Source organism: Arthrobacter sp. Y81 (genome assembly GCF_002929335.1).
Lineage (GTDB): Bacteria > Actinomycetota > Actinomycetes > Actinomycetales > Micrococcaceae > Arthrobacter.
The window spans coordinates 153080-179474 of record NZ_PJIL01000001.1; the positions used below are offsets into that span (position 1 = coordinate 153080).

Here is a 26395-nt window from a genome sequence, read left to right on the forward strand (position 1 = left end):
GACGAGAGAAGGAAAGCAATGGAAGCCAAGGCAATTGCGCGTCACATCCGCGTAACGCCTATGAAGGCCCGGCGCGTCGTCAACCTTGTTCGTGGTAAGCAAGCGAACGAGGCTCTGGCAATTCTGAAGTTTGCCCCCCAGGCAGCTTCGGAGCCGGTATTCAAGGTAGTTCAGTCAGCAATCTCCAACGCCCGGGTCCTCGCGGACCGCGACGGCGTGGCGTTTGATGAAGGTGACCTCATCATCAGCGAAGCGTTTGTTGATGAAGGCCCGACCATGAAGCGGTTCCAGCCGCGTGCCCAGGGTCGTGCATTTCAGATCAAGAAGCGCACGAGCCACATCACCGTGGTAGTCGCTACCCCGGAGAAAGAGGAGGCTCGCTAAGTGGGACAGAAAGTTAACCCGCACGGGTTCCGACTCGGCATCACCACCGATCACGTATCGCACTGGTTTGCTGACAGCACCAAGGCCGGCCAGCGGTACAAGGACTTCGTTCGCGAAGACATCCGCATCCGCCAGCTCATGTCCACGGGCATGGAGCGCGCCGGTATCGCCAAGGTTGAAATCGAGCGCACCCGCGACCGTGTCCGTGTGGATATCCACACGGCACGTCCGGGCATCGTCATCGGCCGCCGCGGTGCAGAAGCAGACCGCATCCGCGGCGAGCTCGAAAAGCTCACCGGCAAGCAGGTTCAGCTGAACATCCTCGAGGTCAAGAACCCCGAGATGGAAGCACAGCTTGTTGCCCAGGGCGTTGCAGAGCAGCTGACTTCCCGCGTGGCATTCCGCCGTGCGATGAAGAAGGCAATGCAGTCCGCACAGCGTGCAGGTGCCAAGGGCATCCGTATCGCCTGCTCCGGTCGACTGGGTGGCGCTGAAATGTCCCGCTCGGAGTTCTACCGCGAAGGCCGTGTGCCCCTGCACACTCTCCGCGCGAACATCGACTACGGCTTCTACGAAGCCAAGACCACCTTCGGCCGTATCGGCGTGAAGGTCTGGATCTACAAGGGTGACGTCACCTCCAAGGAACTGGCTCAGCAGGCAGCTGCTGCTCCGTCCCGCGGCCGTGGTGCCAGCGATCGCCCGGGCCGCCCGGGTGGCGCTGACCGTGGTGACCGCCGCCGTCGTACCGACCGTCCGGCAGCGGAGGCAGCTCCGGCTGCCGAAGCTCCGGCAGTTGAGGCTGCACCTGCTGCAGTAGAAGGAGGACAGGCTTAAATGCTTATCCCACGTCGAGTCAAGCACCGTAAGCAGCACCACCCGGGTCGTTCCGGCGCTGCTACGGGCGGCACCAGGGTCTCCTTCGGTGAGTGGGGCATCCAGGCTCTGAGCCCGGCATACGTCACGAACCGTCAGATCGAATCTGCCCGTATCGCGATGACCCGCCACATCAAGCGTGGCGGTAAGGTCTGGATCAACATTTACCCGGACCGTCCGCTGACGAAGAAGCCTGCCGAAACCCGCATGGGTTCCGGTAAGGGTTCTCCGGAATGGTGGGTCTCAAACGTCAAGCCGGGCCGGGTTCTCTTCGAACTCTCCGGTGTCAGTGAAGAGGTAGCTCGCGAGGCCCTGCGCCTGGCAATCCACAAGCTGCCGTTGAAGGCACGCATTGTGCGTCGCGAAGGTGGTGAGTAGAAATGGCAGTAGGATCCAAGGAACTTGCATCCGCACAGCTGGACGGTTTCGACAACGAGCGTCTCGTTGAAGAACTCCGTAAGGCCAAGGAAGAGCTGTTCAACCTGCGTTTCCAGTCCGCCACCGGTCAGCTGGAGAACCACGGTCGTCTGCGCGCGGTAAAGAAGGACATCGCACGCATCTACACCGTTCTCCGTGAGCGCGAGCTCGGCATTCGTGTCGAGGTAGCCGCACCGGTTGTGGAAGCCAAGGAAGAGAAGAAGTCCAAGAAGGCTGCAACCAAGAAGGCCGACAAGGCTGAAACGGTTGAGGCCGAGGAGGATGCCAAGTGAGTGAAAAGGACGAGAACGTGACGGAAACTGTTTCCGACGCAGCCAAGGCTGACGAGCGCGGTTACCGTAAGACGAAGCGCGGCTACGTCGTCTCGGACAAGATGGAAAAGACCATCGTTGTCCAGGTCGAAGACCGCGTGAAGCACGCCCTTTACGGCAAGGTCATCCGCCGCAACACGAAGATCAAGGCCCACGACGAAGAGAACACCGCCGGCATCGGCGACCTCGTTCTCCTCGCCGAGACCCGCCCGCTGTCCGCTACCAAGCGGTGGCGCCTGGTGGAGATCCTCGAAAAGGCCAAGTAACCCCTGAGCCGGACCTGTCCGGCCTAGGTCATTACTGACCAGAAAGGCCCGTTCCCCGCAAGGGGAGCGGGCCTTTTCGTGTCCTGCCCCCGGGCCAGTCCAGGTCCGTCGCCGGTTAGTGTCCAGGGGCCGGAACGTGCTAAGATTTTGAGTTTGTATGGCGCCCTTCGTGCGCCGTCATCAACCTCGTAAACAATCGTGCCACGGCATAGTGCCCCCTTGAGCTCCGATCCGTCGGAATCGCCTGGGAAGCAAATGTTTTTGGCACGGGAGTTTAGGCCTGGTCTGGCAAAATCCAGGCAGGTCAAGAGACACCCCGATCAACCGTTCCGCAAGGCTCATTCCGTAGGAAGATTTTCGGTCTGAGAACCAGCGCGACGCAAGGAGTAAATAGTGATTCAGCAGGAGTCGCGACTCAAGGTCGCCGACAACACGGGTGCTAAGGAAATCCTTACCATTCGCGTTCTCGGTGGATCTGGCCGTCGCTACGCAGGCATTGGCGACGTTATCGTCGCTACCGTCAAGGACGCAATTCCGGGCGGCAACGTAAAGAAGGGCGATGTCGTCAAGGCTGTCATCGTCCGTACCAAGAAGGAACGCCGCCGTGCGGATGGTTCCTACATTAAGTTTGACGAGAACGCAGCTGTGATCCTGAAGAACGACGGTGACCCCCGCGGTACCCGTATCTTCGGACCGGTTGGTCGTGAACTTCGTGACAAGAAGTTCATGAAGATCGTTTCTCTGGCTCCGGAGGTGCTCTAGTCCATGGCTAAGATCAAAAAGGGTGACCTCGTTCAGGTCATCACTGGCGCCAAGGCTGAGCGCGGCGGCGACAAAGGCAAGCAGGGCAAGGTTCTGCGCGTATTCCCGGAGACCAACCGCGTGTTGGTCGAAGGCATTAACCGCGTAACCAAGCACACCAAGGTCGGTCAGTCGCAGCGCGGCTCCAAGACCGGTGGCATCGAGGTCGTCGAGGCTTCCATCCACATCTCCAACGTGGCCCTGGTTGACCCCTCCACCAAGAAGCCCACCCGCGTCGGTTTCCGCACCGAAACCGTTGAGCGCGATGGCGTGAAGCGTGAAGTGCGCGTACGCGTGGCCAAGAGCTCCGGGAAGGACATCTAATGACTGAGACTCTCGAGACTCCGGCAAGCAAGATCGTTCCTCGTCTGAAGACCAAGTACGCGGATTCCATCAAGAGCACGCTCATCGAGGAATTCAAGTACGAAAACGTCAACCAGGTTCCCCGTCTGGTCAAGGTCGTTGTGAACATGGGTGTTGGAGATGCCGCCAAGGACTCCAAGCTGATCGACGGCGCTGTCCGCGATCTGACCCTGATCACCGGTCAGAAGCCGCAGGTAACCAAGGCCCGCAAGTCGATCGCACAGTTCAAGCTGCGCGAAGGCATGCCCATCGGTGCACACGCAACTCTGCGTGGGGACCGCATGTGGGAATTCCTGGACCGTCTGGTCACGCTGGCACTGCCGCGTATCCGTGACTTCCGGGGCCTCAGTGGCAAGCAGTTCGATGGCAACGGCAACTACACCTTCGGTCTGACCGAGCAGGTTATGTTCCACGAGATCGACCAGGATTCCATCGACCGCGTTCGCGGTATGGACATCACCGTCGTGACCACCGCCAAGACCGACGACGAAGGCCGCGCGCTGCTCAAGGCGCTTGGTTTCCCGTTCAAGACCGAAGCTTAATCTAGCTACATAGAAGGTCCGGCCTTGCCGATTCCCCTAGGGGATGGCAGGGCGGAAACCGTTATGAGGAAGGGCAAGAGCCCAACATGACCATGACAGATCCCGTCGCAGACATGCTTACGCGTCTGCGCAACGCAAACTCGGCATACCACGATTCCGTGACCATGCCGTACAGCAAGCTCAAGGCACGCGTTGCCGACATCCTGAAGGCTGAAGGTTACATCGCCTCCTGGAAAGAAGAAGACGCTGAGGTTGGCAAGAAGCTGACCCTCGAGCTCAAGTTCGGTCCGAACCGCGAGCGTTCAATCGCTGGCGTTCGTCGTATTTCCAAGCCGGGACTGCGCGTTTACGCAAAGTCCACCAACCTGCCGCACGTGCTCGGTGGCCTGGGTGTCGCAATCCTGTCCACCTCTTCCGGCCTCTTGACTGACAAGCAGGCCGGCAAGAAGGGCGTGGGCGGCGAAGTCCTCGCTTACGTCTGGTAACGGGAAAGGAAGAGAATAATGTCACGTATTGGACGTCTCCCCATCACCGTTCCTGCCGGCGTTGAGGTCAAGGTTGACGGCTCTGTCGTCAGCGTCAAGGGTTCCAAAGGCGAGCTGAGCCACACTGTGGCCAGCCCGATTGAGGTTTCCCTGGAAGAAGGCACCCTGACTGTCGCCCGCCCGAACGACGAGCGCGCCTCACGTTCGCTGCACGGCCTGACCCGCACCCTGATCGCCAACATGATCCAGGGTGTCACCGCAGGCTACGAGAAGAAGCTTGAGATTGTCGGTACTGGTTACCGCGTCCAGGCCAAGGGTTCTGACCTGGAGTTCGCTCTGGGCTACAGCCACCCGGTCAACGTCTCGGCACCGAACGGCATCACCTTTGCAGTTGAGACCCCGACCAAGCTCTCTGTTTCAGGTATCTCCAAGCAGCAGGTCGGCGAGGTTGCTGCCAACATTCGCAAGCTGCGGAAGCCGGACCCCTACAAGGGCAAGGGCATCCGTTACGCAGGCGAAGTCATCCGCCGCAAGGTCGGAAAGGCTGGTAAGTAACCATGGCGATCGCAATTAACAAGAAGCGTACGAACAAGAGCAAGTCTGCCCAGCGCAGCCGCCGCCAGCTTCGTATCCGCAAGCGCATCTCCGGTACGGCTGTACGCCCGCGTCTGGTCGTCAACCGCTCCGCACGCCACATCTTTGTCCAGGTTGTCGATGACACCAAGGGCCTGACCGTGGCAAGCGCCTCCACACTGGAAGCCGACCTTCGTGCATTCGATGGTGACAAGACCGCCAAGGCCAAGCGCGTTGGCGAACTGGTCGCCGAGCGTGCCAAGGCTGCCGGTGTCGAAGCTGTTGTCTTCGACCGCGGTGGTAACAAGTACCACGGCCGGATCGCCGCCGTCGCTGACGGCGCACGTGAAGGTGGGCTGTCACTGTGACGGAAGCAAACAAGGAAAAGGACACTGTGTCTGCAGATCAGAAGGCGACTGAAGCCGTAGCTGCTCCGGCCACTGAGACCGCTGCTCCCGCTGCTGCCGACGACCGCCGTGGTGGCGCTCGTCGTGGCGAGCGTGGAGACCGTGGCCAGGGCCGTGGCGACCGTGGTGGCCGTGGTGGCCGCGACGGCGGCCGCGAAGCCGAAAAGAGCCAGTTCGTAGAGCGCGTTGTAACCATCAACCGCGTTTCCAAGGTCGTCAAGGGTGGTCGTCGCTTCAGCTTCACCGCCCTCGTCGTTGTCGGCGACGGCAACGGTATGGTCGGCGTTGGCTACGGCAAGGCTAAGGAAGTTCCTGCCGCAATCGCGAAGGGCGTTGAAGAAGCCAAGAAGTCCTTCTTCCGCGTTCCCCGCATCGGCAGCACCATCCCGCACCGCGTTCAGGGTGAAGCCGCCGCAGGCGTCGTTATGCTGCGTCCGGCCTCCGCCGGTACCGGTGTTATCGCCGGCGGTCCGGTCCGTGCAGTACTGGAGTGCGTGGGCATCCACGACATCCTCTCCAAGTCGCTCGGTTCCTCCAACGCCATCAACATCGTTCACGCGACCGTTGATGCCCTGAAGCGCCTCGAAGAGCCGGCAGCAGTGGCAGCACGCCGCGGCCTCCCGCTCGACGAGGTCGCTCCGCCGGCAATGGTGAAGGCTCTCCTGAACCAGAAGGCAGGTGTCTGAGTCATGGCTAAGAACCTGATTCCCTCCGACGCTCAGTTGGAGATCACTCAGATCAAGTCCGCCATTGGCGGCAAGCAGAACCAGCGCGACACCCTTCGGTCCCTCGGCCTGAAGCGGATCGGACACACCGTTGTCCGCACCGCCGATGCCGTGACCGTTGGAATGCTCAACACGGTTCCGCACCTGGTAAAGGTAGAGGAGGCGAAGTAAATGGCAGAGAAGAACACCGCCGAAAAGGCACAGGGCGCCGCTGCTGAGAAGCAGAACGCACTGAAGGTTCACCACCTGCGTCCCGCCCCGGGTGCCAAAACCGCCAAGACCCGTGTTGGTCGTGGTGAAGGTTCCAAGGGTAAGACCGCTGGTCGCGGTACCAAGGGTACGAAGGCCCGTTACCAGATCAAGGCTGGCTTTGCCGGCGGCCAGCTGCCGCTGCACATGCGCCTGCCGAAGCTGCGCGGCTTCAAGAACCCGTTCCGGGTTGAGTACCAGGTCGTAAACCTGGACAAGCTCAACGAGCTGTTCCCGGAAGGTGGCGCAGTCACCGTGGAGAACCTGGTCGAAAAGGGTGCCGTTCGCAAGAACCAGCCCGTCAAGGTGCTGGGCACCGGCGACATCACCGTCAAGGTTGACGTCACGGTCCACGCATTCTCGGCCAGCGCCGCAGAAAAGATCGCAGCAGCAGGCGGAAGCACCACCGCCCTCTAATCGGGGACGGCGGGGCAACTGCCCGTTGTGAGAACTCCCGGTACGCGGGGCCCCAGGCCCTGCGTACCGGGAGTTTTTTCTCATTTGGAACCTCACCGATTGTTCGCAGGACGCATCAACCCGTTAGACTCGGTTGTTGGGTTTTATTGACCTATCTCACACGACTTTATAAACACATCAGGAGGACGCTTGCTTAGCGCATTTGGCCGGGCCTTTCGCACGCCTGATCTGCGACGCAAGTTGTTGTTCACGCTGGGAATCATCACAATCTTCCGCTTGGGTGCCTTCATCCCCTCGCCTGGTGTGAACTACCAGAATGTCCAGCAATGCTTGCAGAACGGTCAGACCTCGGGCGGGATCTACCAGCTCGTCAATCTGTTCAGCGGCGGTGCATTGCTGCAGGTGTCCATCTTCGCCTTGGGCATCATGCCGTACATCACGGCCAGCATCATTGTGCAGCTGCTCCGGGTAGTCATTCCCCGGTTCCAGCAGCTGTATGAAGAGGGCGCATCCGGGCAGTCCAAGCTGACGCAGTACACGCGTTACCTGACCATCGCCCTGGGCCTGTTGAACGCCACGACGCTGGTGTCGCTGGCACGTTCCGGCCAGCTGCTGCCCAACTGCCAGCTGGACATCATTCCCGATGCGAGCGTCATCACCACCATCCTCATCATCATCACGCTGACGGCCGGCACCGGCCTGATCATGTGGATGGGCGAGCTCGTCACCGAGAAGGGTGTGGGCAACGGCATGTCGCTGCTCATCTTCACCTCGATCGCCGCCAGCTTCCCGACGTCCCTCGGCGCCATCTGGACCTCGCAGGGCCCGGGCACCTTCTTCATGGTGCTGGCGATTGGCCTGCTCACCGTGGCCCTCGTGGTGTTCGTGGAGCAGTCCCAGCGCCGCATCCCCGTGCAGTATGCCAAGCGCATGATCGGCCGGCGGACCGTGGGCGGGACCAGCACGTACATCCCCATCAAGGTGAACATGGCCGGCGTCGTGCCCGTCATCTTCGCGTCCTCGATGCTGTACCTGCCGGGCCTGATCTCCCAGTTCAACCAGCCCAAGCAGGGCGAGCCGATGGCACCGTGGGTTGAGTGGATCAACAACAACCTCACCCGCGGTGACCACCCCATCTACATGGCGCTCTATTTCGCCATGATTGTTTTCTTCACCTACTTCTATGTCGCAATCACTTTCAATCCTGAAGAGGTTTCCGACAACATGAAGAAGTACGGCGGCTTCATCCCGGGTATCCGGGCCGGTAAGCCGACGGCGGACTATCTGCAGTACGTCCTATCCAGGATCACCCTGCCCGGCGCCCTCTACCTGGGCTTCGTGGCACTGATCCCGCTGGTCGCCCTGGTCCTGATCAATGCCAACCAGAACTTCCCGTTCGGTGGAACGTCGATCCTGATCATGGTGGGTGTCGGCCTGGAAACGGTCAAGCAGATTGACGCGCAGCTACAACAACGTCACTACGAAGGGCTTTTGCGATGACGAGAATGCTGATTATCGGACCTCCGGGTTCAGGCAAGGGAACGCAGGCGGATCGGATATCCGAGCGCCTCGGCGTCGTTGCGATCTCCACCGGCGACATCTTCCGCGCCAACGTCAAGGGTGAGACGCCGCTGGGCGTCGAGGCCAAGAAGTACATGGATGCCGGCGATTTCGTGCCGGACAGCGTTACCAACAAGATGGTGCGCGACCGCCTGAACGAGGACGACGTCGAAAACGGCTTCCTCCTGGACGGATACCCGCGCACCACAGCGCAGGTGGACTACCTCGATGAGATCCTCGCCAAGGGTGAGCAGAAGCTGGACGTTGTCCTGCAGCTGACCGCCGACGACGAGGAACTGGTGCACCGGCTGCTCGGCCGGGCCAAGGAAACGGGCCGGAGCGACGACAATGAAGCCGTCATCCGCCACCGGCTGGACCTGTACCACGAGCAGACCGAAGCCGTTGTGGCCAAGTACGCCGAACGCGGCATCCTGACCCAGGTCGACGGCATCGGCGCTATCGACGAGGTCACCGACCGCGTGATGGAAGCCATCAAGGCAGCACAGGCAGCCTGATCCAGGATTAGCCGGGCATCAAGGCAGATGCCGGAACCCGGCTCGCCTTCAGTGCCAGGCAGGGCGCGTCCCGTACCATCGTGTACGGGACGCGCCCTGCCTTGTTTTGGGGCGGCGCCCCTGTACTGAGGGCGGCGCCGCGCTGGGCGGAGGCCGTCAGCTGGTCAGGACCGGAACCGGGAATCACCGGACGCATTGTCTGTGGGGAGATACTGCATGAACCAGACCCTTCCGGGGGCGGCGAGGATCGCCGGCCTTGAAGTCTACGTGCCGCCAGGACGGCTTGGCACCGCTCAATTGGAGCGGCAGCTCGCGGCCTCCAGCCCGGGGTTTCGGGTCCCGAAGGGCCTGATCGGCAGGCTGACGGGCATCCGGACACGGTCTGTGATGGCCGAGACGGAGCAGGCGTCCGATCTTGCGGCCGTCGCCGCCGCTAAACTGCTGGCGGACCGCGGACTCCAGCCCGCCGACGTCGACCTCCTCCTCTTTGCCTCGGCGAGCCAGGACATGGTGGAACCGGCCACCGGCCACATGGTCGCCGCAAAACTCGGCATGGGCTGCCCTGTGATGGACATCAAGAACGCCTGCAACAGCATTCTGAACGGCCTCGAGGTGGCTGATGCCCTGATCGGAACCGGCCGTTACCGGCGCGTCCTTCTGGTGAGCGGGGAATCGCCCTCCAGGGCGGTGCGGTGGGCCGTTCCGGACCAGGAGACCTTCGCCGCAGCCTTCCCGGGCTACACCATGAGCGACGCCGGGTGCGCGCTGCTGCTGGAACCGGCAGACCCCGACGACGACGCCGGGTCCCGGGTGCTGGGAATGGGGTTCACCGCGAAGAGCAGCCACTGGGCGGTGGGAACGCTCGCCACCGGCGGTTCCGTAGCCCCACGGGACCCCGAAGCAACGTACTTCAACATGGACGGCGAAAAGCTCAAGGACGCATTCCTTGATCTGGGCCGGGGCATCCTGGACGAGACCCTGGAGCGGCTCGGCCTGACCTGGACGGACTTCGCCGTTGTCTGTGTCCACCAGGTGAGTGCCCCGTACCGGGACATCTTTGCCCGCGGTGCCGGGGTGCCGCAGGACAAACTCGTCAGGACCGTGGAGGATTTCGGCAACATGGCCTCGGTCAGCCTGCCGCTGCAGCTGAAGGTGGCGCAGGACCTGGGCCGGTGCGGCCCCGGCGACCTGGTGGCGCTGGTGGGGCTGGCCGGCGGCGTGAGCCTGGGCATCGCCGTGGTGCGGCTGTGACGGCACCGGCCCCCGGCAGCGAACCGGCCCCCGGCAGCGAACCTGCCCCCGGCGGCGAACCTGCCCCCGGCAGCGTGCCGCCGGCGCGGGTGCTGTGTGTCGCGATGCCGGCGCTCAACGAGGAGAAGCTGATCCGCCAATCACTGCAGGCGCTGGCCGCGCAGGTGCTGAAGGACTTCACGCTTGTGGTGGTGGACAACGGCTCCACGGACGCAACCACGGCAATCGTCTCGGACTTTGCACGGATTCACCCGGCCATGGATGTCCGGCTGATCCACGAGCCGCAAAAGGGGACCGGAGCCGCTGCCGATACCGGCATGCGCTTCGGCGCCCTGAACGGCGCCCGCTGGCTGGCACGCACGGACGCGGACTGCCTGCCGGCTCCCGACTGGACACTGCGCATCGTGGAAGCGTTCGACGACGGCCTGGAAATGGTTGCCGGGCAGCTGAACCCCCGGCTGGACGAGGGTCTGGGCCGGGCAAGCCGCTGGCTGATGCTGCTGGCCGTGGAAGTTGCCTCGTTCTTTGGCCGCATCCGCCCGGGCAACAAGGGGGAGGGCTACCTTGGCCCTTACCAGATGCTGCCCGGCTGCAACATGGCCATCACCGCGGAGCTGTATCTGCGGTCAGGCGGATTTCCCCGCACCAGCATCGAGGACCTGCACGAGGACCGGGCGCTATCCAACAGCGTCCGCAAACTCACGCGCGCCTATGCCCTCCGGCGCAATGTGGTGGTGTTCGGATCCTCCCGCCGAGTACAGGCCTGGGGCCTGCCCAACACCCTCGCCTGGTATGCGGACCACCGGTTCCGCCCCGACCACGTCGACATCCGGTGAGCACCGATACGGCACGGGCCGCAGCCCCGGGAGGCCTGGCCGGCTGGGAGCGGCGACTGCATACCGGTGCCCACCCGGTGGCCTACCCGCTGATCCGCGGGCTGGGGAAGCTCCGGCCCGTTGTCCGGCTGCCGGGCCTCGGCGTGCTGGTCAGCGAGGCCTCACTGGTCCGCGATGTCCTGATGGACGCCAGCTACTCGAAGTCCGGGACCCGGGCTTCCGGCGCGCTGTGGACTCCCGTGGTGGGACCGCGCGTCCTGCTGAACATGCACGGGGCAGAGCACCTGGAGCTGCGGCGCCGCCTCAACGGACTGTTCACCCCGCGGGCCGTTGAAGCCATCGTCGCGCCCGCAGGCGAACGCTTTCGCGAACGGCTGGCTGCGGGGCTGGAGAACGGCGGCTCCGTGGAGTTCGTCGGGCTGGTCAAGGAACTGTCCGGGGGAGTGATCAGTAGGCTGCTGGGTGTCCCGGACGATGCGCCCGGCCGCCTGCCGGACACCGAACTCTTCACCCTGGGCACCTCCATCACCTCACTCGTCCGCCTGGGCCGGCCACGGCTAACGGCGCCGCAGGTCGCGAAGGCGAAGGCCGCCGTCGAAATTCTTGCCGGGCCCGTGCGCAACGCCTACCGCAGCGACGACCCCTCCACCTTTCCCGGCCGCCTCCGCGTCCTGGGCCTCAGCGAGGACGAAGCGGTGGGGATCGTCAGTGCCTTCGTGATCGCGGGGACCGAGACCCTGGTGTCCTACGTGCCGCGTCTCGCCGCCATGCTGTTCGACGGCGGCCGGCTGCCCGGGCTGGCAGCTGACCGCAGCGGGCTCCCGGACGCCGTCAATGAGGGCCTGCGGTACACGGCGCCGTCGCCCATGATGCTCCGCGAGGCGACGGCGGCCGGTCGGCTGGGCGGTGTCAGGATCAGGCCGGGGGACCGCATTCTGCTGTCGACCGTGCACGCGGTAAAGAGCCTGGGCGGCTTCGATCCGGGGACTCCCGTCCCGCCCGCGGCCCGCCAGCTGTGGTTCGGGGCGGGCGCCCACTTCTGCATCGGCATGCCGCTGGCGATGGCCGAAATCAACTGCGCGCTGGCCGCGCTGCTGGACGAGTACCGCCGGAACCCGTGGTCCATCCGCTCCAGGACCGTCAGCCGTAACGTGCTCATTCCGCACTACAAGTCCCTGGAGCTGACCCGTGCCAACTGACCTGCCGGATGACCTCATTGCCGCCGTGTACGACGCCGCATCGGAGTACCCGGACCATCCGGCCATCACGGCACCGGGCAAACGCAGCGGAAGGCCCGGCAAGACCATCAGCTACCGGAACCTTGCTGACGGGATCGAATCCACGGCCGCAGGCCTGCGGCGTGACGGATTCGGCCCGGGGGAGCGCCTGCTGTTTTCGGTCCGGCCGGGTCCGGCGGCTTTCACGCTCGCGCTGGCCGCCGTCCGGGCAGGCGGGGCCATTGTGTTCATCGATCCGGGGGTTGGGCCTGAGCTCTTCCGAAACAGGACCGCGCTGGCATCCCCGCGCTGGGCCGCCTCCGAGTCGCTGCTCTATGCCCTCAGCGCGCGCGGCCCGCTGCGGCCCCTTGCCCGGCGGCGCGGCCTGCTGCTCCCGGACTACGGAGCCATGAACGTCCGGCACTACCACTCCGGCCCGTGGTTTCCGGGAGTCCCGCTGAAGTCCACCAACGTCCGTTCGCTGTCCCGCCGTACGGCGCGTCGCGCAGGCAAGTACGACGGCGGTGCTCACGCAGACGGCGCTCATGCCGACGGCGGGGACGGCAGCGACGGCCGCCGTCCCGACGGGCTGCCGGCGATGGAGGCCGCGCCCGGGCAGGAAGCGGTCATCATCTTCACGTCCGGCACCACCGGGAATCCCAAGGGAGTGGTGCACAGCCGCGGGACCCTGGCGGCCGGCTTTGGCCAGCTGAGCACGCGCTGCACGTTCGCGGCCGGTGACCGCATCCATTCGGAGCAGCTGATGATGGGCCTGCCGGCGCTGATCGCCGGTGCCCACTGGACCATGCCCGCGTATGGTCTGTCCGCTGCGATCGATCCGCTGCGGTTCGCGGCCGAGCTGGGGTCCTCGCCCGGGCACAAGGCGGCAACCCACGTGTTCCTGGTGCCCTCGCAGCTGGCGCCGATCCTTGACGCCGTGGAAACAGGACAGCTGGTATGGCCGGACACCCTGAAAACGGTGATGCTGGGTGCCGCGCCCGTGCTGGCATCCTTCCTGGAACGGGCCGCCCTGCTCCTGCCCGGAGTGCGCTTCCATTGCATCTACGGGATGACCGAAGTACTGCCCATTGCGATCGCCGACGGGCGCGAGAAACTGGAGTTCGCTTCCGGGGAAACCGCGGAATTCCGGACGCCGGACGGCTCCGGGGAGGGCGACTACCTCGGCGAGCCCTTGCCGGGCGTGCACATCCGGGTAGCGGAGGACCACGAGCTAATCGTCTCCGGCCCGAACATGTGCCTGGGCTACCTCGGCGAGGACACCATGGACGAGCACGCCACCGGCGACCTCGTGCGGCTGGACCACGGACCGGCAGGACCGGCCGGACCCGTCGATGACCCGGCCGCACCGGCCGGCTCCTCGAGCGCGGCGAGGCTGGTCCTGCTGGGGCGCAAGAAGGACATGATCATCCGCGGCAAGACCAACATCTACCCGGGCCTGTACGAGCCCGTGATTGCCGGCATCGACGGCGTCGGCCAGGCGGTGATGGTCGGCGTCCCGGACGGCATCGGCGACGAAGCGGTGTGGCTCGCCGTCGAACCGCAACGCGGACGGAACCAGGAGACGCTGCTGCGGATGCTGCGCCGCGAGCTGCCCAGACTCGTCGACGAATCGGCCCTGCCCGACCGGATAGAAATCATGCCCCGGCTGCCGGCGTCCGGCCGGCACCGCAAGCCGGACCGCATTGCCCTGAGGGCCCTGTTCGCAGACCGGCCGCCGGAGGGGACGCCATGAGGATCGCGGTGACCGGTGCCAGCGGTTTCGTCGGCGGAGCCGTTGCCGCGGCCGCCGAGGAACGTGGCTGGGAGGTGATCCGTTACGGCCGGCGCCAGCTCCCTGGCCTCAGCGTGTGGGACCTCAGCGCAGGGCACCTGTCCTCTCCGCCGGAAGTTGACGCCGTCGTACATGCCGGCGCGCATGTCGGCGACTGGGGACCGTCGCCGCTGTTCCACCGTGTGAACGTGCTGGGAACAGAGGCCGTTGCCGCGACCTTCCCGGGTGCGCGGCTGGTCCACATTTCCAGTTCCAGCGTCTACCCGTGGTGGCAGCCGTGCGTGGACCGGCCGGAGGACGTGGTGGCGGGACGGTACCTGAACGCCTACTCCAGATCGAAAGCCCTGGCCGAGGCCGCTGCAGCACGGCACGGCAACGCGCTGATCCTCAGGCCGCACGGCGTCTACGGCCCCGGTGACCGGACGCTCCTGCCGCGGCTCATCCGCAACGTGAACCACGGCCGGCTGCTGAGCGTCGGAGGCCCGGACATCCGGCACCAGCTGACGTCCATCGGCAATCTTGCCCGGGCAGCGCTCGCCGCCTGCACCTCGGACGCGACCGGTCCCGTGAACGTGGCCGACCACCGGCCGGTCGCACTCGGCCAGGTCCTGCGGGAGGTGCTGGACGCTACTGGCCGGGCCGACGTCGAACTCGGCTTCATCCCGATGCGCGCGGCGATGACGCTGGCGGCGGCCCTCGAGGCGGTGGCAGGCGTGACACGCAGGCCGCCGCGGCTCACGCGGTATGCCGTGAGTCAGCTCGGCTTCCAGCGGACCTACTGCACACGGCGGCTGCGGGAGGAGCTGGGCGTGGACCCTGTCCCGAGCAGCTTCGCAGGTGCGGGACAATGGATCAGAGACCTGGGATGAACGCATCCCGCCAGCGAGACGAAGCACTGAGGTATACATGGCATTCGGACAGCCCCGCATCGAATACAAGACCAACGCCCAAATGCGCACCATGCATGAGGCCGGCCTGGTCCTGAGCCGCGCCCTGGACGCTGCGGTAGCGGCTGCCACCCCCGGCACCACCACGGCGCAGCTGGACGCCGTATTCGCTGCGGTCCTGGACGAGGCAGGCGCCAAGTCCAACTTCCTCGGCTACCACGGGTTCCCGGCCACCATCTGCACCTCCGTCAACGAGGAAGTGGTCCACGGCATCCCCGGCAACCGCGTGCTGAACGACGGCGACATCATCTCAATCGACGGCGGCGCGATCGTGGACGGCTGGCACTCCGACTCGGCCCGCACCGTGATTGTGGGCACCCCCGATCCCGAGGACGTCCGGCTGTCCGAGGTCACCGAGGAAGCCATGTGGCGGGGCATCGCGGCGCTGGCCACCGGAAAGTTCGTGGGGGACATCGGCTGCGCCGTGGACGACTACGTGGCCTCCGTGCGGGGCAAGCCGCTGGGCATCCTGGAGGACTACGTGGGCCACGGCATCGGCTCCGAGATGCACATGGCGCCGGACGTGCTGAACTACCGCACCAACCACCGCGGACCCAAGATCCGTCCCGGGCTGTGCCTGGCGATCGAGCCCATGCTGGTCCGCGGCGGCATCGAAACTGCCGTGCTCGACGACGACTGGACCGTGGTGACCACCGACGGCAAGCGCTCCTGCCAGTGGGAGCACTCGGTAGCCGTCCACGAGAACGGCATCTGGGTTCTTTCAGCGCCCGACGGCGGTGCGGAGCGGCTTGCGCCGCTGGGCGTGGTCCCCGTCCCGATCCCGTAGGTTTCGCTCCCGTAGCCACGAACCCGCGGCGACGCGCAAATTCCCCTGCGACGCAGAAAATCCCTGGCGCACCCGGAATTCCGGGTGCGCCAGGGATTTTGCGTATCGCGGGACCGGAAGCGCGTCGGGACCGGGCGTCAGCTCTTGAGCTTGGGCTTGACGTCCTTCGTGTAGATGCCCTCCAACGTGGACTTCAGGGCGGTCATGGTGGCTTTAACATCGCCCTGCTGGGTGAGGATCTTCGCGGCGGCCTTGGCCATTTCCTGGTCCGCGCCGGGCAGGAACACCCTGGCGTTGTCCTGGACGCGGGTGGCCGCGAGCTGGTCCATTGCCGTCTTGATCTGCGGCGTCTTGGCCAGCACCGAGGTCATATCGGCGGACGTGCGGGTGGGCATATAGCCCGTGGCCGCCGAGAATTCCGCGGTGTTTTCCGGCTCGGTCATGAACTTCAGGAACGTGCCCGCAGCGAGCTGCACTTCCTTGCTCACACCGCTGGGGATGCCCAGGCCTGCCCCGCCCGTGGGGCAGACTCCGCTTTCCACCTTGGGGCCGCCCGGCAGGAAACCCACGCCCACGTTGAACTTTGCCGACTTCAGCACGCCGAGCAGGGAGCCCGTGGACGAGATGGTGGACGAGGTGATGCCGGCGGCGAAATCGTCGGCCGCCTCCTTGGAGGAAACGCCCGCCCAGCCGTCCTTGTAGATGGAATCCTGGGCCCACTGCAGCGCCTCCACGGATTCAGCCGAGTCGCAGTTGATGGTCCACTCATTGGACCAGCTGCCGCCCCAGCCCCAGAGGTTGTTCTGCAGGGTCCAGCCAGCGTAGCCGGCCAATGCCGGGTAGATGTAGGCGTACTGCGCGCCCGAGCTGGCCTTCAGCTTCGGCGCCCACTCGGCGAACTCCTGCCAGGTCTTCGGTGCCCGGTCAGGGAGCCCGGCCGCCTTGAAGTGGTCCTTGTTGTAGTAGAAAAGCGGCGTGGAACGGCCGTAGGGGAGGGCCCACTGCTTGTCGTCGTACTGGTAGTCCGCCACGAGGGACTTCTGGAAGTCGTCCACCTTGATGTCCAGCTGCTTGACCAGGCCGTCCAGCGGAATGATGTTGCCGTTGGAGAAGTAGCGGAACCACCAGACATCGGAGAGCACCACAACGCCCGGAAGGGCCTCCTTGGCCGCCTGCGAGGTCTGGAACTTCTGGGCGATTTCCTCATAGTTGGCGCCCGCGGTCACCAGGTTCACCTTGATGTCCGGGAACTTGGCGTGGAATTTCGCGATGATGGACTTTTCCACGTCCTGGGACTTGCCCGGGTGGTTTGTCCAGAAATCGATGGAGGCGGCCGGCTTGACGCCGCTGAAGTCGATCTCGGCGGCTTCGCTCGCGGGCGTTGTTCCCCCGGTGGAGGGACCGCCGCATGCAGCCAGTGCCGCGGCGCCTGCCCCCGCGCCGGCCAGTCCCAGGAAATGCCTGCGGTCAAGATTCATAACCATTGTGGATCCTCTCAAAGGTGCCTGCTCATGCTGACTCGTTGTACGGGTTGGACGACGGGTGGGTCGGTAAGACTGCCTGCAGGGGTTGCCGAAACGCGGGCCTTAACCTGTGACGCTGCCCTGGGTAAGGCCGGCCACGATATAGCGCTGGAGCGCTGCGAACACCACCAGGATCGGAACGATCACCAGCACGGCACCGGCCATCAGGATGCCCCAGCCCGAACCGTTGCCTTCCGAGTTCTGCAGCAGCGTCAGGCCCACGGGAAGGGTCATGGTCTCGGGCCGGTCGGTGATGATGAGGGGCCAGATGTAGTCGTTCCATTCGCTCACCACGGTGACCAGTGCCACGGTGGCGATGGACGGCACCGAAACCGGCACCACGATCCGCCAGAGGCGGCGCCAGTGGCCGGCGCCGTCGATCTCCGCCGATTCGAGGATCGACGCCGGCAGCGTCAGGAAGTGCTGGCGCAGCAGGAAGGTGCCGAAAGCGGTCCCCAGGCCGGGGAGGATGATGCCCCACAGGGTGTTCTTTCCGCCCATCCCGGCGATGAGGATGTAGTTCGGCAGGATGGACACCTGCGGCGGGACCATCAGTGCCACGAGGATGAGGACGAAGATGGCGTTCTTGAAGGGGAAGCGGACGAACACCAGGGCGTAGGCGGTGAGGATGGCCAGCAGCACTTTGACGGTTGCGCCAACCACGGTGACGATGGTGCTGTTCAGGAAGAACCGGGCGAACGGCACCGTGGTCATGGCGATGTTGTAGTTTTCCAGGTTCAGGCTCTCCGGCAGGATCCTCAGGTCCATGGTGATGATCTCGCCGGGCAGTTTGAAGGAGCTGAGGATCATCCAGAGAAGCGGCAGGAACACCACCAGCGTGGCCAGGATCAGCGGGACGTAACCGCCGGCTATGGTCTGGACAATATTGGCGCGGGACAGCGGCCGGTGCGTGCTCATGAGTAGTGCACCTTCCGTTCGACGAAGCGCAGCTGCAGCACCGTGATGATCAGCAGGATGGCGAAGAGCACCACCGAGATAGCGGCCGAGTACCCGGCCCGGTTGTACGCGCCGAACGCCTGCAGGTAGGCCTCGTAAATCAGAGTGCTGGTGCCGTTGCCCAGCGGCGTCATGATCCTGATGAGGTCGAACGCCTGCAGTGAGCTGAGCATGGTGGTGATCAGCAGGAAGAACGTGGTGGGGGAGAGCAGCGGGACGGACATGCTCAGGAAGCGCCGGAAGCCGTTGGCACCGTCCAGCGAAGCAGCCTCCATGACGTCCTGCGGGAGCGACTGCAGCCCGGCCAGGTACACCACCGCGCAGTACCCCAGGTTCTTCCAGACGTACACAATGATCACCATGACCAGGGACAGCTGCGGATCGTTGATCCACTGCGGGCTCTGCTGGCCCAGCCCGCGGAGGACCCAGGCGAGTACGCCGTAGCCGGGATCGAAGATGAACAGCCACACCAGGCCGACGCCCACGCCGCTGAGCACATACGGGGCGAAGACGGCGGACCGCGCAAAGGTGGTGCCGCGGACTTTCGAGTTCAGGGCCAATGCGATCAGCAGGCCCAGCACCATGGAGCCGCCCACGGTGACCAGCGTGAACACGGCGGTGGTGCCCAGCACCTTGGCGGCGTCGGCGCTGGTGAAGAAGGTGACGTAGTTGTCCAGCCCCACCACCGTTGCGGAGGCCGATCCCAGCGTCCAGTCCAGGGTGGAGTAGTACACGTTGTTGAGGAGCGGGAGGTACGTGAACACCCCGATCAGCACAAGGTTGGGCAGGGCGAGGGCCAGGAAAACGAAGAAGTCCCGGCGCGTCCTGCCGGACCACCTTGCCCGGCGCCGCAGCGCCGGACCGGCTTCCGCGACGGCGGGCGGCCTGTCAGTCAGTTGTCGTGTCATTCGGTCTCTAACGGATCCGGGCCTGCGCATGACTGGCCAGTGGGCGTGGGAATTTAGCTTCACTTCACCACATGGTTGGTGGGCAGAATCCCGCACAAGCCCTCGTCAGAGGATTGTTAGTCGAGGCTTCCTTGCCCGTTAACGCTGTGTTGCTTGCAGTATTACATAACGTTTGTTTTGGCGGCCGGAGTTGCCTCCGCGGGTCGCGGAACGCGTGGGAGCGGACACTCATTTCCTGCGCAGGGCGCACAATGGTGCCATGGGAGCGATTACCGATGTCACCGGGATCCGGGTAGGCCACGTCCAGAGATCAGGAATTGTCCAGGAGTCCGACGGCGGTGTCCCGAACGACAGCGGCTGGCTCACCGGGGTGACGGTGGTGCTGCCGCCGCCTGGAACGGTCGGCTCCGTCGACGTCCGCGGCGGCGGTCCGGCGACGTCCGAAACGGACGCCCTGGATCCCACCACGCTCTCGCAGAGGGTGGACGCCGTGGTGCTCACCGGCGGCAGCGCCTACGGCCTGGTCACGGCGCGTGGTGCCCAGCGCTGGTGCGAGGAAAACGGCCGGGGCTTCCCGGTGCCCGGCGGCCTCGTGCCGATCGTCCCCGCTGCGGCCATCTTCGACCTTGGCCGGGGCGGCGACTTCGCTGCCCGCCCGGACGAGGAGATGGGCTACGCGGCAACCGCCGCCGCTGCCGCCCAACCGGAAGGCCACGACGTCGAACGCGGCAACGTGGGGGCCGGCACCGGAGCGGTGCTCGGCCGGGGGGCGTACAAAGGCGGAGTCGGGACGGCGTCCATAACTTTAGACAATGGGGTCGTTGTAGCGGCCCTGGCCGTGGTCAATGCCGTGGGGATGCCCGTTGGCGTTCGTTCGGGGAATCCCGCGTCCTTCCGGGCTCCCGATTCCCCTCCCGATGCCCAGCTGCCGCCCCTGAACACCACCCTCGTCGTCGTCGCCACGAATGCCGTCCTCAGCAAGGCCGACTGCAAGCGGACCGCCTCGGCTGCCCATGCCGGACTGGCCCGGGCGCTGAATCCGAGCCATACCTTGGCGGACGGGGACACCGTGTTCTGCCTGGCCACGGGCGCCGTCGAACTGGGCCTGGGCACCGAGGTGCCCCGGCAGTTCAGCCTCATCGCGCTGCAGAGCGCGGCGGCCGACGTCGTGACCGAAGCCATCCTGGACGGCGTCTCCCGGGCCGCGGGCATCACAACACCGGCAGGGGAATTTGCTGCGTACGGCCCGGTAGTGCGCTACCATGGTCTGATTTAACATTCCTGCCAAGATGGCGTAGTGTTGTCTGTTGGTTGTCTGCCCTGTTTGCGCCCTTTTGCGGTCGGATGGCAGAAGCCAATCAATCAAAAACGTTCGCAGTCATGTCCGGTGCCAACCGGAAGGCTGTGGCAACAACAGTTAGCGGAGGGTATGGCCAAGAAGGACGGGGTCATTGAGATCGAGGGCGTTGTGACTGAGGCGCTGCCTAATGCGATGTTTCGCGTTGAGCTCACCAACAAGCACATCGTTCTGGCGCACATCTCTGGAAAAATGCGCCAGCACTACATCAGGATTCTCCCTGAGGACCGGGTAGTGGTGGAGCTGAGCCCGTACGACCTGACACGTGGTCGTATCGTCTACCGCTACAAGTAAACACTGGGCGGCCAGAGCAATAGCCGAAGGCCGGTCCAGCTGACCAACTGCAACACGCAAAGGAACGCCATGAAGGTCAAGCCGAGCGTCAAGCAGATCTGCGAAAAGTGCAAAGTGATCCGCCGTAATGGCCGGGTCATGGTGATCTGCGAGAACCCGCGCCACAAGCAGCGCCAGGGCTAATTTCCTTCACGGGAAACCCTGGGTTGCTAACCCACGCAAGTAAATAAAGGCAGCACAAGCTGAATTGGGACGTATGAGCCCGGACAGCTAACCCCCGGTCGGAGGCTGGGGCCGCACTGAAAGTGCGGGTGTACTGCCTACGACCTCCGGTTTATACAAGGAGTACCGCCAATATGGCTCGTCTCGCTGGCGTAGACATTCCCCGCGAAAAGCGGTTGGAAATTGCGCTTACTTACATCTACGGCGTGGGCAAGACCCGTGCACACGAAACCCTGGCTGCCACTGGCATCAGCGCTGACGTCCGAGTTAAGGACCTCACCGATACCCAGCTGGTTGAGCTGCGTGACTACATTGAAGGCAACTACAAGGTTGAGGGTGACCTTCGCCGCGAAGTAGCAGCAGATATCCGCCGCAAGGTGGAAATCGGCAGCTACGAAGGTATTCGCCACCGTAAGGGCCTGCCCGTTCGCGGACAGCGCACGAAGACCAACGCACGTACCCGCAAGGGCCCGAAGCGTACCGTGGCCGGCAAGAAGAAGGCACGTTAATCCCTGAGGGATTAACGCGTTTTCCCCCAATAAACTTTCTGTAGGAGAAATAATGCCCCCGAAGACTCGTGGCGCGGTTCGCAAGCCGCGTAAGAAGGACAAGAAGAATATCGCGCTGGGCCAGGCGCACATCAAGAGCACCTTTAACAACACCATCGTTTCCATCACGGACCCGAACGGTGCTGTCATCTCCTGGGCTTCCGCCGGTGAGGTTGGCTTCAAGGGCTCACGTAAGTCCACCCCGTTCGCTGCCCAGATGGCTGCCGAAGCTGCCGCAAAGCGTGCACAGGAGCACGGTCTGCGCAAGGTTGACGTATTCGTCAAGGGACCGGGATCAGGACGCGAAACCGCAATCCGTTCACTGCAGGCCGCTGGCCTCGAGGTTGGGTCCATCCAGGACGTAACCCCCAGCGCGCACAACGGCTGCCGTCCGCCGAAGCGCCGCCGCGTCTAAGACGTTTCCAGCAGCAGGAGCTTGCCCGGACCTTCACGGGTCCGGGCAGGCCCAGCCGCGTTAAGTCTTCAGACCGAATTTCCACCACCTGTGTTGCGTCATATAGCGGATGCTCGCCGAAAGGAAACCTAAGTGCTCATTGCACAGCGCCCCACCCTCTCTGAAGAGGTCGTCTCCGATAACCGCTCCCGTTTCATCATTGAACCGCTGGAGCCGGGCTTTGGATACACTCTCGGAAACTCCCTCCGCCGTACCCTGCTCTCCTCCATCCCGGGCGCTGCTGTAACCAGCATCCGGATCGATGGCGTGCTGCACGAGTTCACCACGGTTCCGGGTGTCAAGGAAGATGTCACCGAGATCATCCTGAACATCAAGAACCTGTCGGTTTCCTCCGAGCACGACGAGCCGGTTGTTGCTTACCTGCGCAAGCAGGGCCCGGGAGTCGTCACCGCCGCGGACATCGCTCCGCCGGCCGGCGTCGAATTCCACAACCCGGATCTGCACATTGCCACGCTGAACTCGAAGGGCAAGTTCGAACTCGAACTGACCATCGAGCGCGGCCGCGGCTACGTTTCGGCAGCTCAGAACAAGTCCGGCGATTCCGAGATCGGCCGCATCCCGGTCGACTCGATCTACTCGCCGGTGCTGAAGGTTACTTTCCGCGTGGAAGCTACCCGTGTTGAGCAGCGCACTGACTTCGACAAGCTGATTGTCGACGTCGAGACCAAGCAGGCAATCGCCCCGCGCGATGCCGTTGCTTCGGCAGGCACCACCCTGGTGGAGCTGTTTGGTCTGGCCCGCGAGCTGAACACCGCAGCTGAAGGTATCGAGATTGGCCCGTCGCCGACGGATGCTGCCCTGGCAGCCGACATGGCCCTGCCGATCGAGGATCTGGACCTCACCGTCCGTTCCTACAACTGCCTCAAGCGTGAGGGCATCCACACCGTGGGTGAACTCGTTGCCCGCTCCGAGGCCGACCTGATGGACATCCGTAACTTCGGTGCGAAGTCCATCGACGAGGTCAAGGCCAAGCTGGTTGAACTGGGTCTGTCCCTCAAGGACTCCCCTCCCGGTTTCGACCTGGCAGCACGCGCCGCAGCCATCGAAGAGGACGACGCCGCGTTCAGCGACGACGAGCTCTAACAAGCAGATCTTGGCCGGCTGGCTGGATGCACCATGGTGTGCGCAGCCCACCGGCTTCCATATGAGGAGAAACAATTATGCCTACCCCCACTAAGGGTCCGCGCCTCGGAGGCGGCCCGGCTCACGAGCGTCTTATGCTCGCGAACCTGGCTGCAGCACTGTTCGAGCACAAGCGGATCACCACCACGGTGACCAAGGCCAAGCGGCTCAAGCCGTACGCCGAGCGTCTGGTGACTTTCGCCAAGCGCGGCGACCTGGCTTCCCGCCGTCGTGTACTCGGCCTGATCAGCAACAAGGGCGTCGTCCACGAGCTGTTCACCGACATTGCACAGGCAGTGGAGAACCGCGACGGCGGCTACACCCGCATCACCAAGATCGGCAACCGCAAGGGCGACAACGCTCCCATGGCTGTCATCGAACTGGTTCTCGAGCCGGTTTCCGCGAAGCAGGCCGTAGTAGCCGAGGCTACCAAGGCTGCCGAAAAAGCTGCCCCGGCTGAGGTTGAAGAGACCGAGGCTGCGGAAGCCAAGTACACCGGCTCCAAGCCTGCTACCGAGGACAACGAGGCACCCGAGGGCTTCGAGGTCAAGGGCAACGAGGACTCCATGAAGTTCCACGTTCCCGGCTCGCGCTGGTACGACTCGACGATCGCTGAAGTCTGGTTCGACTCTGCTGAGTCCGCCGAGGCTGCCGGCTTTGCACCTGCCGGCGGCGACGCTGCGCAGGAAGCTGCTGACGAGCCTGCTGCTGAGGAAAAGGACGCGAAGTAATTCGCTGATTCCTTCGCATAGACTTAAGTCTATGAACCACCAGAAACCCGCTGCCCCCGTTTTGGGGGGCGGCGGGTTTTTGCGTATCCGATTGGATTTGGCGTACGACGGCGGACCGTTCAGCGGGTGGGCCGTGCAGCCCGGCCTCAGGACAGTCCAGGGAGTACTGGAGGAGGCGCTGGGGCTGCTGGTCAGGCGCAAGGTGCGGGTGACCGTCGCCGGCCGGACCGACGCCGGCGTGCACGCCCGCGGCCAGGTGGTCCACCTGAACCTCACCGAAGAGGAGTGGCTCGGACTGAACCGCGGCGTGGAACTTGACCCCGCCGTCGCCCTCCTGCGGCGCCTGCGCGGGGCGCTCAGCCGGGGGCTGGGGGACCTCACCGGCGCCATCGAAGTCCACCGTGTCACCGTCGCCCCGGAGGGGTTTGATGCGCGGTTCTCGGCGCTGTGGCGCCGGTACAGCTACCGCATTGCGGACGGTCCCGCGCTGTGGGATCCGCTGGGCAGGTATTCCACACTGTGGCACAGGGAAGAGCTCGATGTGTCGCTGTTGAACGAAGGGGCGTCCAAGCTCCTGGGCCTGCAGAACTTCCGTTCGTACTGCAAGCCCCGGGAGGGATCCACCACCATCCGGGAGCTGCAGCGGTTTGAGTTCGCCCGGGGGACCGACGGCGTCATCGTTGCCACTGTCCAGGCCGACGCGTTCTGCCACAACATGGTGCGTGCTCTGGTGGGGTCAGCGCTGTCTGTCGGGTCTGGGGCCGAGCGCCCCGGATGGCTCTACGACAGGCTGCTTGAGCAGAAGCGCGATGCCAAGTCAGTCCTGGCGGCACCGCATCCGCTGGTACTGGAGGAAGTCGCCTATCCCTCGGACGGCGAGCTGCTGGCCCGGGCTGAGCTGACGCGGGCCATGCGGAAGTAGGTTCCGCTCGCGGAAGTATTCCGTTCGCTGGGGCTAACCGTCCCGTTCCACTGCGGTCAGTGAGTCGTCGGGCGTGTGGAATGTGTCTGCAGCTGCGGAGTGCGTCCCTCCGGCGCGATACCGGTAGGTGATGTTCTCATCCTGGACGATGAAGGTACCCACGCCGCTGCGCGTCCAGTGGAGGACCAGCAGTCCGTAGCGTTCGGCAAGTTTTGCGAGCGTCGCGAAAGTCGTGACGTCTATGACGGGTCTCCCCTGCGAGGCGGTCATCGGGTGGACGGGTACCAGCAGGGCCGCATAGCGGCGGCGGATGGCTGCGCCTTCATCGAGGGGCGCCGACCGGCGCGCTAGCGCGAGTACGATTCCTGCGGTGGCCAGGGCAGCGAGGAGCAGGACCGCTGAAATGACCCGTGCGGTTGCTGCGGTGATGGTCCAGCCATTGAAGCCGACCGTCCTGGCGGCCATGACTGTCTGCTGGCTTGTGGAGCTGTCGGCAACGTTGAGGGCTGGCTCCCCGCCTGTCAGTGTGAGTTGAAGCGGCGTCAGGCTGAGCTTGAGCTCAGGCGTGAACTCCGCCCCTGACTCGGTGGTTACCTTCGGGATGAGGCTTATGGACACGGGGGTACCGGGCTGGCCTGTGACGGCGGCTGCGGCGTCCGCCTTGGCTTCCAGTGACTTGAGGTCCAGGCTGACGGTTCCTTCGAAAGTGCTGCCCGTGAAGGAATCCGGGGCGGCCAGTAGGACTGTTGAGTGCCAGCCGCTCGGAGTGGTCAGCTCCGCCGTTACGGCAATGGTTCCTGGTTCTCCTTCGTAGGTGTACCTGACATCGACCGTGTTTGCCAGCCTGCGGAAGACTGGATCCGGGGATTTTGCGGCGGTGCCGTCGTAGGCTGCGCTCTGCCCGACGTCGGCGGTGTAGGAGAAGTTCATCCGGGTGCCGCTTTTGACGTCGGCGGATGACGCCGCTTCGAGGGGACCGGCCCAGGCGAGGATGCCGAGGGCTGCCCCGAGGATCCCGAGGACGGCCGCAACGGATACCGGAACCCGCAGCGAGGGGAAAAAGTTTCTGACTGAAGGGCCTGTCATGGGGTGGTCGCTGATGTGGCGGGACACGGTGGTTCTCCTCGTTCTGCGTCTTTTCCGGGAAGTGACTGCGCTTCCGCTGCCAGCCACTAATGCGAAGGCGATCACGCCCAGCACGGGGGGACTAGTGAGCCTTTTGAGCCATATACCGGCTTGCGGTACGTGAAGGACGGCACGTCCCACGAGCTCATTGGCGCTTGGCTGGAGAGGGTCGATGGACTCGTTGTTGTCGCCTTGGAAGACGAACGCCCGGGAGTCTCCGCTGATGATGCGGTGTAGGGCAACATCGTGGTCGTTGGGTAGCTTGTACGCGGCGATGTCGCCAAGCGAGTACGACTGTGCTTTGGCCACGACGACCAGGTCGCCCTCATGATAGCCGGGCTGCATGCTGATGCCTTCGGTGGTGACCGCCGCTATCTGGCCGCTGGCAAGGGCGGCGCCACCCAGGGCCAGTACCCCTGCCAACACCGCGAGGGAGACGGTCGACAGAACACGGGCCGGTCGATTCGTCATG

At 64.4% G+C, this 26395-nt stretch carries 34 protein-coding genes; 30 read left to right on the forward strand and 4 right to left on the reverse strand.

All coding sequences use genetic code 11. The annotated features are described in order from the left end of the window. Positions 1-18 precede the first annotated feature (18 nt). From rplV to map, 22 genes are all read left to right on the forward strand, one after another. Positions 19-384, forward strand: coding sequence for a 50S ribosomal protein L22 (gene rplV / locus CXQ91_RS00740; protein ID WP_003803798.1), 366 nt, complete (start codon positions 19-21; stop codon positions 382-384). After that, complete coding sequence (gene rpsC / locus CXQ91_RS00745) at positions 385-1218, forward strand: 30S ribosomal protein S3 (protein ID WP_104172032.1); 834 nt, start codon at positions 385-387, stop codon at positions 1216-1218. Further along, entirely contained in the window at positions 1219-1635 is a 417-nt protein-coding gene (gene rplP / locus CXQ91_RS00750; RefSeq protein WP_104172033.1) for a 50S ribosomal protein L16, read from the forward strand. It abuts the gene before it with no gap. Positions 1636-1637: 2 nt separating this feature from the next. Further along, the gene (rpmC, locus tag CXQ91_RS25610; protein WP_104172034.1) at positions 1638-1967 is read left to right on the forward strand and encodes a 50S ribosomal protein L29; all 330 of its coding nucleotides are present in this window, start codon (positions 1638-1640) and stop codon (positions 1965-1967) included. After that, positions 1964-2272, forward strand: coding sequence for a 30S ribosomal protein S17 (gene rpsQ, locus CXQ91_RS00760; protein ID WP_104172035.1), 309 nt, complete (start codon positions 1964-1966; stop codon positions 2270-2272). Before rpmC ends, rpsQ begins: the two co-directional genes overlap by 4 nt. A gap of 393 nt (positions 2273-2665) precedes the next feature. Then, complete coding sequence (gene rplN, locus CXQ91_RS00765; protein WP_003803789.1) at positions 2666-3034, forward strand: 50S ribosomal protein L14; 369 nt, start codon at positions 2666-2668, stop codon at positions 3032-3034. A gap of 3 nt (positions 3035-3037) precedes the next feature. After that, positions 3038-3397, forward strand: a complete 360-nt coding sequence (rplX, locus tag CXQ91_RS00770; RefSeq protein ID WP_104172036.1) for a 50S ribosomal protein L24 — start codon at positions 3038-3040, stop codon at positions 3395-3397. Next, positions 3397-3978, forward strand: a complete 582-nt coding sequence (gene rplE / locus CXQ91_RS00775) for a 50S ribosomal protein L5 (RefSeq protein ID WP_011692799.1) — start codon at positions 3397-3399, stop codon at positions 3976-3978. The genes rplX and rplE overlap by 1 nt, the downstream gene beginning before the upstream one ends. Before the next feature lie 86 nt (positions 3979-4064). Further along, positions 4065-4463: a 30S ribosomal protein S8 gene (rpsH, locus tag CXQ91_RS00780; RefSeq protein ID WP_018773673.1), complete on the forward strand. Its 399-nt coding sequence runs from the start codon at positions 4065-4067 to the stop codon at positions 4461-4463. Between the two features lie 18 nt (positions 4464-4481). Continuing rightward, positions 4482-5018 carry a 50S ribosomal protein L6 gene (rplF, locus tag CXQ91_RS00785; RefSeq protein ID WP_090575311.1) on the forward strand — a complete coding sequence of 179 codons (537 nt, stop codon included), beginning with the start codon at positions 4482-4484 and terminating at the stop codon, positions 5016-5018. Between the two features lie 2 nt (positions 5019-5020). Further along, entirely contained in the window at positions 5021-5404 is a 384-nt protein-coding gene (rplR, locus tag CXQ91_RS00790; RefSeq protein ID WP_104172037.1) for a 50S ribosomal protein L18, read from the forward strand. After that, on the forward strand, positions 5401-6129 hold the full coding sequence (gene rpsE, locus CXQ91_RS00795) for a 30S ribosomal protein S5 (protein ID WP_104172038.1): 729 nt from the start codon (positions 5401-5403) through the stop codon (positions 6127-6129). The genes rplR and rpsE overlap by 4 nt, the downstream gene beginning before the upstream one ends. Positions 6130-6132: 3 nt before the next feature. Further along, positions 6133-6339, forward strand: coding sequence for a 50S ribosomal protein L30 (rpmD, locus tag CXQ91_RS00800; protein ID WP_056626615.1), 207 nt, complete (start codon positions 6133-6135; stop codon positions 6337-6339). Beyond that, a complete protein-coding gene (gene rplO / locus CXQ91_RS00805; protein ID WP_011692793.1) occupies positions 6340-6834 on the forward strand; it encodes a 50S ribosomal protein L15 in 495 nt (164 codons plus the stop codon). A gap of 189 nt (positions 6835-7023) precedes the next feature. Continuing rightward, positions 7024-8334 carry a preprotein translocase subunit SecY gene (gene secY, locus CXQ91_RS00810; protein ID WP_104172039.1) on the forward strand — a complete coding sequence of 437 codons (1311 nt, stop codon included), beginning with the start codon at positions 7024-7026 and terminating at the stop codon, positions 8332-8334. A gap of 5 nt (positions 8335-8339) precedes the next feature. Then, the gene (locus tag CXQ91_RS00815) at positions 8340-8909 is read left to right on the forward strand and encodes an adenylate kinase (protein WP_181038745.1); all 570 of its coding nucleotides are present in this window, start codon (positions 8340-8342) and stop codon (positions 8907-8909) included. 216 nt (positions 8910-9125) lie between these two features. Beyond that, on the forward strand, positions 9126-10160 hold the full coding sequence (locus tag CXQ91_RS00820; RefSeq protein WP_104172041.1) for a 3-oxoacyl-ACP synthase III family protein: 1035 nt from the start codon (positions 9126-9128) through the stop codon (positions 10158-10160). After that, complete coding sequence (locus tag CXQ91_RS00825) at positions 10157-10996, forward strand: glycosyltransferase family A protein (protein ID WP_258073773.1); 840 nt, start codon at positions 10157-10159, stop codon at positions 10994-10996. Before CXQ91_RS00820 ends, CXQ91_RS00825 begins: the two co-directional genes overlap by 4 nt. Next, positions 10993-12195: a cytochrome P450 gene (locus CXQ91_RS00830; RefSeq protein ID WP_258073774.1), complete on the forward strand. Its 1203-nt coding sequence runs from the start codon at positions 10993-10995 to the stop codon at positions 12193-12195. Before CXQ91_RS00825 ends, CXQ91_RS00830 begins: the two co-directional genes overlap by 4 nt. Next, positions 12185-13966: a class I adenylate-forming enzyme family protein gene (locus tag CXQ91_RS00835; protein ID WP_104172042.1), complete on the forward strand. Its 1782-nt coding sequence runs from the start codon at positions 12185-12187 to the stop codon at positions 13964-13966. The genes CXQ91_RS00830 and CXQ91_RS00835 overlap by 11 nt, the downstream gene beginning before the upstream one ends. Then, a complete protein-coding gene (locus CXQ91_RS00840) occupies positions 13963-14874 on the forward strand; it encodes an NAD(P)-dependent oxidoreductase (RefSeq protein WP_104172043.1) in 912 nt (303 codons plus the stop codon). Before CXQ91_RS00835 ends, CXQ91_RS00840 begins: the two co-directional genes overlap by 4 nt. Before the next feature lie 37 nt (positions 14875-14911). After that, on the forward strand, positions 14912-15739 hold the full coding sequence (gene map / locus CXQ91_RS00845; RefSeq protein WP_104172044.1) for a type I methionyl aminopeptidase: 828 nt from the start codon (positions 14912-14914) through the stop codon (positions 15737-15739). 137 nt (positions 15740-15876) lie between these two features. Here map and CXQ91_RS00850 read toward each other — a convergent pair whose 3' ends face one another. The 3 genes from CXQ91_RS00850 to CXQ91_RS00860 all read right to left on the reverse strand — a co-directional run bounded on the left by CXQ91_RS00850 (position 15877) and on the right by CXQ91_RS00860 (position 19127). Then, on the reverse strand, positions 15877-17223 hold the full coding sequence (locus CXQ91_RS00850) for an ABC transporter substrate-binding protein (RefSeq protein ID WP_104172045.1): 1347 nt from the start codon (positions 17221-17223) through the stop codon (positions 15877-15879). A 102-nt stretch (positions 17224-17325) separates the two neighbouring features. Beyond that, on the reverse strand, positions 17326-18180 hold the full coding sequence (locus CXQ91_RS00855) for a carbohydrate ABC transporter permease (RefSeq protein ID WP_104172046.1): 855 nt from the start codon (positions 18178-18180) through the stop codon (positions 17326-17328). Then, positions 18177-19127 carry a carbohydrate ABC transporter permease gene (locus tag CXQ91_RS00860; protein WP_181038729.1) on the reverse strand — a complete coding sequence of 317 codons (951 nt, stop codon included), beginning with the start codon at positions 19125-19127 and terminating at the stop codon, positions 18177-18179. The genes CXQ91_RS00855 and CXQ91_RS00860 overlap by 4 nt, the downstream gene beginning before the upstream one ends. Positions 19128-19386: 259 nt before the next feature. Between CXQ91_RS00860 and CXQ91_RS00865 the strand changes: the two genes are divergently transcribed. The 8 genes from CXQ91_RS00865 (at position 19387) to truA (ending at position 24798) form a co-directional block, all read left to right on the forward strand. Beyond that, a complete protein-coding gene (locus CXQ91_RS00865) occupies positions 19387-20403 on the forward strand; it encodes a P1 family peptidase (RefSeq protein ID WP_104172047.1) in 1017 nt (338 codons plus the stop codon). Positions 20404-20556: 153 nt separating this feature from the next. After that, positions 20557-20778 (forward strand): translation initiation factor IF-1, encoded by a 222-nt coding sequence (gene infA / locus CXQ91_RS00870; RefSeq protein ID WP_009358723.1) that lies wholly within the window; start codon positions 20557-20559, stop codon positions 20776-20778. 69 nt (positions 20779-20847) lie between these two features. Further along, entirely contained in the window at positions 20848-20961 is a 114-nt protein-coding gene (gene rpmJ / locus CXQ91_RS00875) for a 50S ribosomal protein L36 (protein ID WP_009358722.1), read from the forward strand. A 173-nt stretch (positions 20962-21134) separates the two neighbouring features. Continuing rightward, complete coding sequence (rpsM, locus tag CXQ91_RS00880) at positions 21135-21509, forward strand: 30S ribosomal protein S13 (RefSeq protein ID WP_066293239.1); 375 nt, start codon at positions 21135-21137, stop codon at positions 21507-21509. Positions 21510-21561: 52 nt separating this feature from the next. Beyond that, a complete protein-coding gene (gene rpsK, locus CXQ91_RS00885) occupies positions 21562-21963 on the forward strand; it encodes a 30S ribosomal protein S11 (protein ID WP_028265083.1) in 402 nt (133 codons plus the stop codon). Positions 21964-22095: 132 nt separating this feature from the next. Continuing rightward, on the forward strand, positions 22096-23106 hold the full coding sequence (locus CXQ91_RS00890) for a DNA-directed RNA polymerase subunit alpha (protein WP_104172048.1): 1011 nt from the start codon (positions 22096-22098) through the stop codon (positions 23104-23106). 77 nt (positions 23107-23183) lie between these two features. Then, positions 23184-23876, forward strand: a complete 693-nt coding sequence (rplQ, locus tag CXQ91_RS00895; protein ID WP_104172049.1) for a 50S ribosomal protein L17 — start codon at positions 23184-23186, stop codon at positions 23874-23876. Between the two features lie 31 nt (positions 23877-23907). Continuing rightward, positions 23908-24798 (forward strand): tRNA pseudouridine(38-40) synthase TruA, encoded by an 891-nt coding sequence (gene truA / locus CXQ91_RS00900; protein ID WP_181038730.1) that lies wholly within the window; start codon positions 23908-23910, stop codon positions 24796-24798. Between the two features lie 33 nt (positions 24799-24831). Here the strand turns inward: truA and CXQ91_RS00905 are convergent, their stop codons facing one another. Next, complete coding sequence (locus CXQ91_RS00905; protein ID WP_104172051.1) at positions 24832-26394, reverse strand: signal peptidase I; 1563 nt, start codon at positions 26392-26394, stop codon at positions 24832-24834. Position 26395: the final 1 nt, after the last annotated feature.

Bases quoted from the DNA above. Each gene is read 5' to 3' on its own strand.
- rplX (WP_104172036.1), top strand. From the start codon at position 3,038: ATGGCTAAGATCAAAAAGGGTGACCTCGTTCAGGTCATCACTGGCGCC.
- CXQ91_RS00855 (WP_104172046.1), bottom strand. From the start codon at position 18,180: ATGAGCACGCACCGGCCGCTGTCCCGCGCCAATATTGTCCAGACCATA.
- CXQ91_RS00815 (WP_181038745.1), top strand. From the start codon at position 8,340: ATGCTGATTATCGGACCTCCGGGTTCAGGCAAGGGAACGCAGGCGGAT.
- CXQ91_RS00850 (WP_104172045.1), bottom strand. From the start codon at position 17,223: ATGGTTATGAATCTTGACCGCAGGCATTTCCTGGGACTGGCCGGCGCG.
- CXQ91_RS00905 (WP_104172051.1), bottom strand. From the start codon at position 26,394: ATGACGAATCGACCGGCCCGTGTTCTGTCGACCGTCTCCCTCGCGGTG.
- CXQ91_RS00820 (WP_104172041.1), top strand. From the start codon at position 9,126: ATGAACCAGACCCTTCCGGGGGCGGCGAGGATCGCCGGCCTTGAAGTC.
- map (WP_104172044.1), top strand. From the start codon at position 14,912: ATGGCATTCGGACAGCCCCGCATCGAATACAAGACCAACGCCCAAATG.
- rpsH (WP_018773673.1), top strand. From the start codon at position 4,065: ATGACCATGACAGATCCCGTCGCAGACATGCTTACGCGTCTGCGCAAC.
- rpsM (WP_066293239.1), top strand. From the start codon at position 21,135: ATGGCTCGTCTCGCTGGCGTAGACATTCCCCGCGAAAAGCGGTTGGAA.
- CXQ91_RS00865 (WP_104172047.1), top strand. From the start codon at position 19,387: ATGGGAGCGATTACCGATGTCACCGGGATCCGGGTAGGCCACGTCCAG.
- rpmD (WP_056626615.1), top strand. From the start codon at position 6,133: ATGGCTAAGAACCTGATTCCCTCCGACGCTCAGTTGGAGATCACTCAG.
- rplP (WP_104172033.1), top strand. From the start codon at position 1,219: ATGCTTATCCCACGTCGAGTCAAGCACCGTAAGCAGCACCACCCGGGT.
- rplV (WP_003803798.1), top strand. From the start codon at position 19: ATGGAAGCCAAGGCAATTGCGCGTCACATCCGCGTAACGCCTATGAAG.
- rplQ (WP_104172049.1), top strand. From the start codon at position 23,184: ATGCCTACCCCCACTAAGGGTCCGCGCCTCGGAGGCGGCCCGGCTCAC.
- CXQ91_RS00860 (WP_181038729.1), bottom strand. From the start codon at position 19,127: ATGACACGACAACTGACTGACAGGCCGCCCGCCGTCGCGGAAGCCGGT.
- rplO (WP_011692793.1), top strand. From the start codon at position 6,340: ATGGCAGAGAAGAACACCGCCGAAAAGGCACAGGGCGCCGCTGCTGAG.
- rplF (WP_090575311.1), top strand. From the start codon at position 4,482: ATGTCACGTATTGGACGTCTCCCCATCACCGTTCCTGCCGGCGTTGAG.
- infA (WP_009358723.1), top strand. From the start codon at position 20,557: ATGGCCAAGAAGGACGGGGTCATTGAGATCGAGGGCGTTGTGACTGAG.
- truA (WP_181038730.1), top strand. From the start codon at position 23,908: ATGAACCACCAGAAACCCGCTGCCCCCGTTTTGGGGGGCGGCGGGTTT.
- rpsK (WP_028265083.1), top strand. From the start codon at position 21,562: ATGCCCCCGAAGACTCGTGGCGCGGTTCGCAAGCCGCGTAAGAAGGAC.
- rpmC (WP_104172034.1), top strand. From the start codon at position 1,638: ATGGCAGTAGGATCCAAGGAACTTGCATCCGCACAGCTGGACGGTTTC.
- rpmJ (WP_009358722.1), top strand. From the start codon at position 20,848: ATGAAGGTCAAGCCGAGCGTCAAGCAGATCTGCGAAAAGTGCAAAGTG.
- CXQ91_RS00840 (WP_104172043.1), top strand. From the start codon at position 13,963: ATGAGGATCGCGGTGACCGGTGCCAGCGGTTTCGTCGGCGGAGCCGTT.
- rplR (WP_104172037.1), top strand. From the start codon at position 5,021: ATGGCGATCGCAATTAACAAGAAGCGTACGAACAAGAGCAAGTCTGCC.
- rplE (WP_011692799.1), top strand. From the start codon at position 3,397: ATGACTGAGACTCTCGAGACTCCGGCAAGCAAGATCGTTCCTCGTCTG.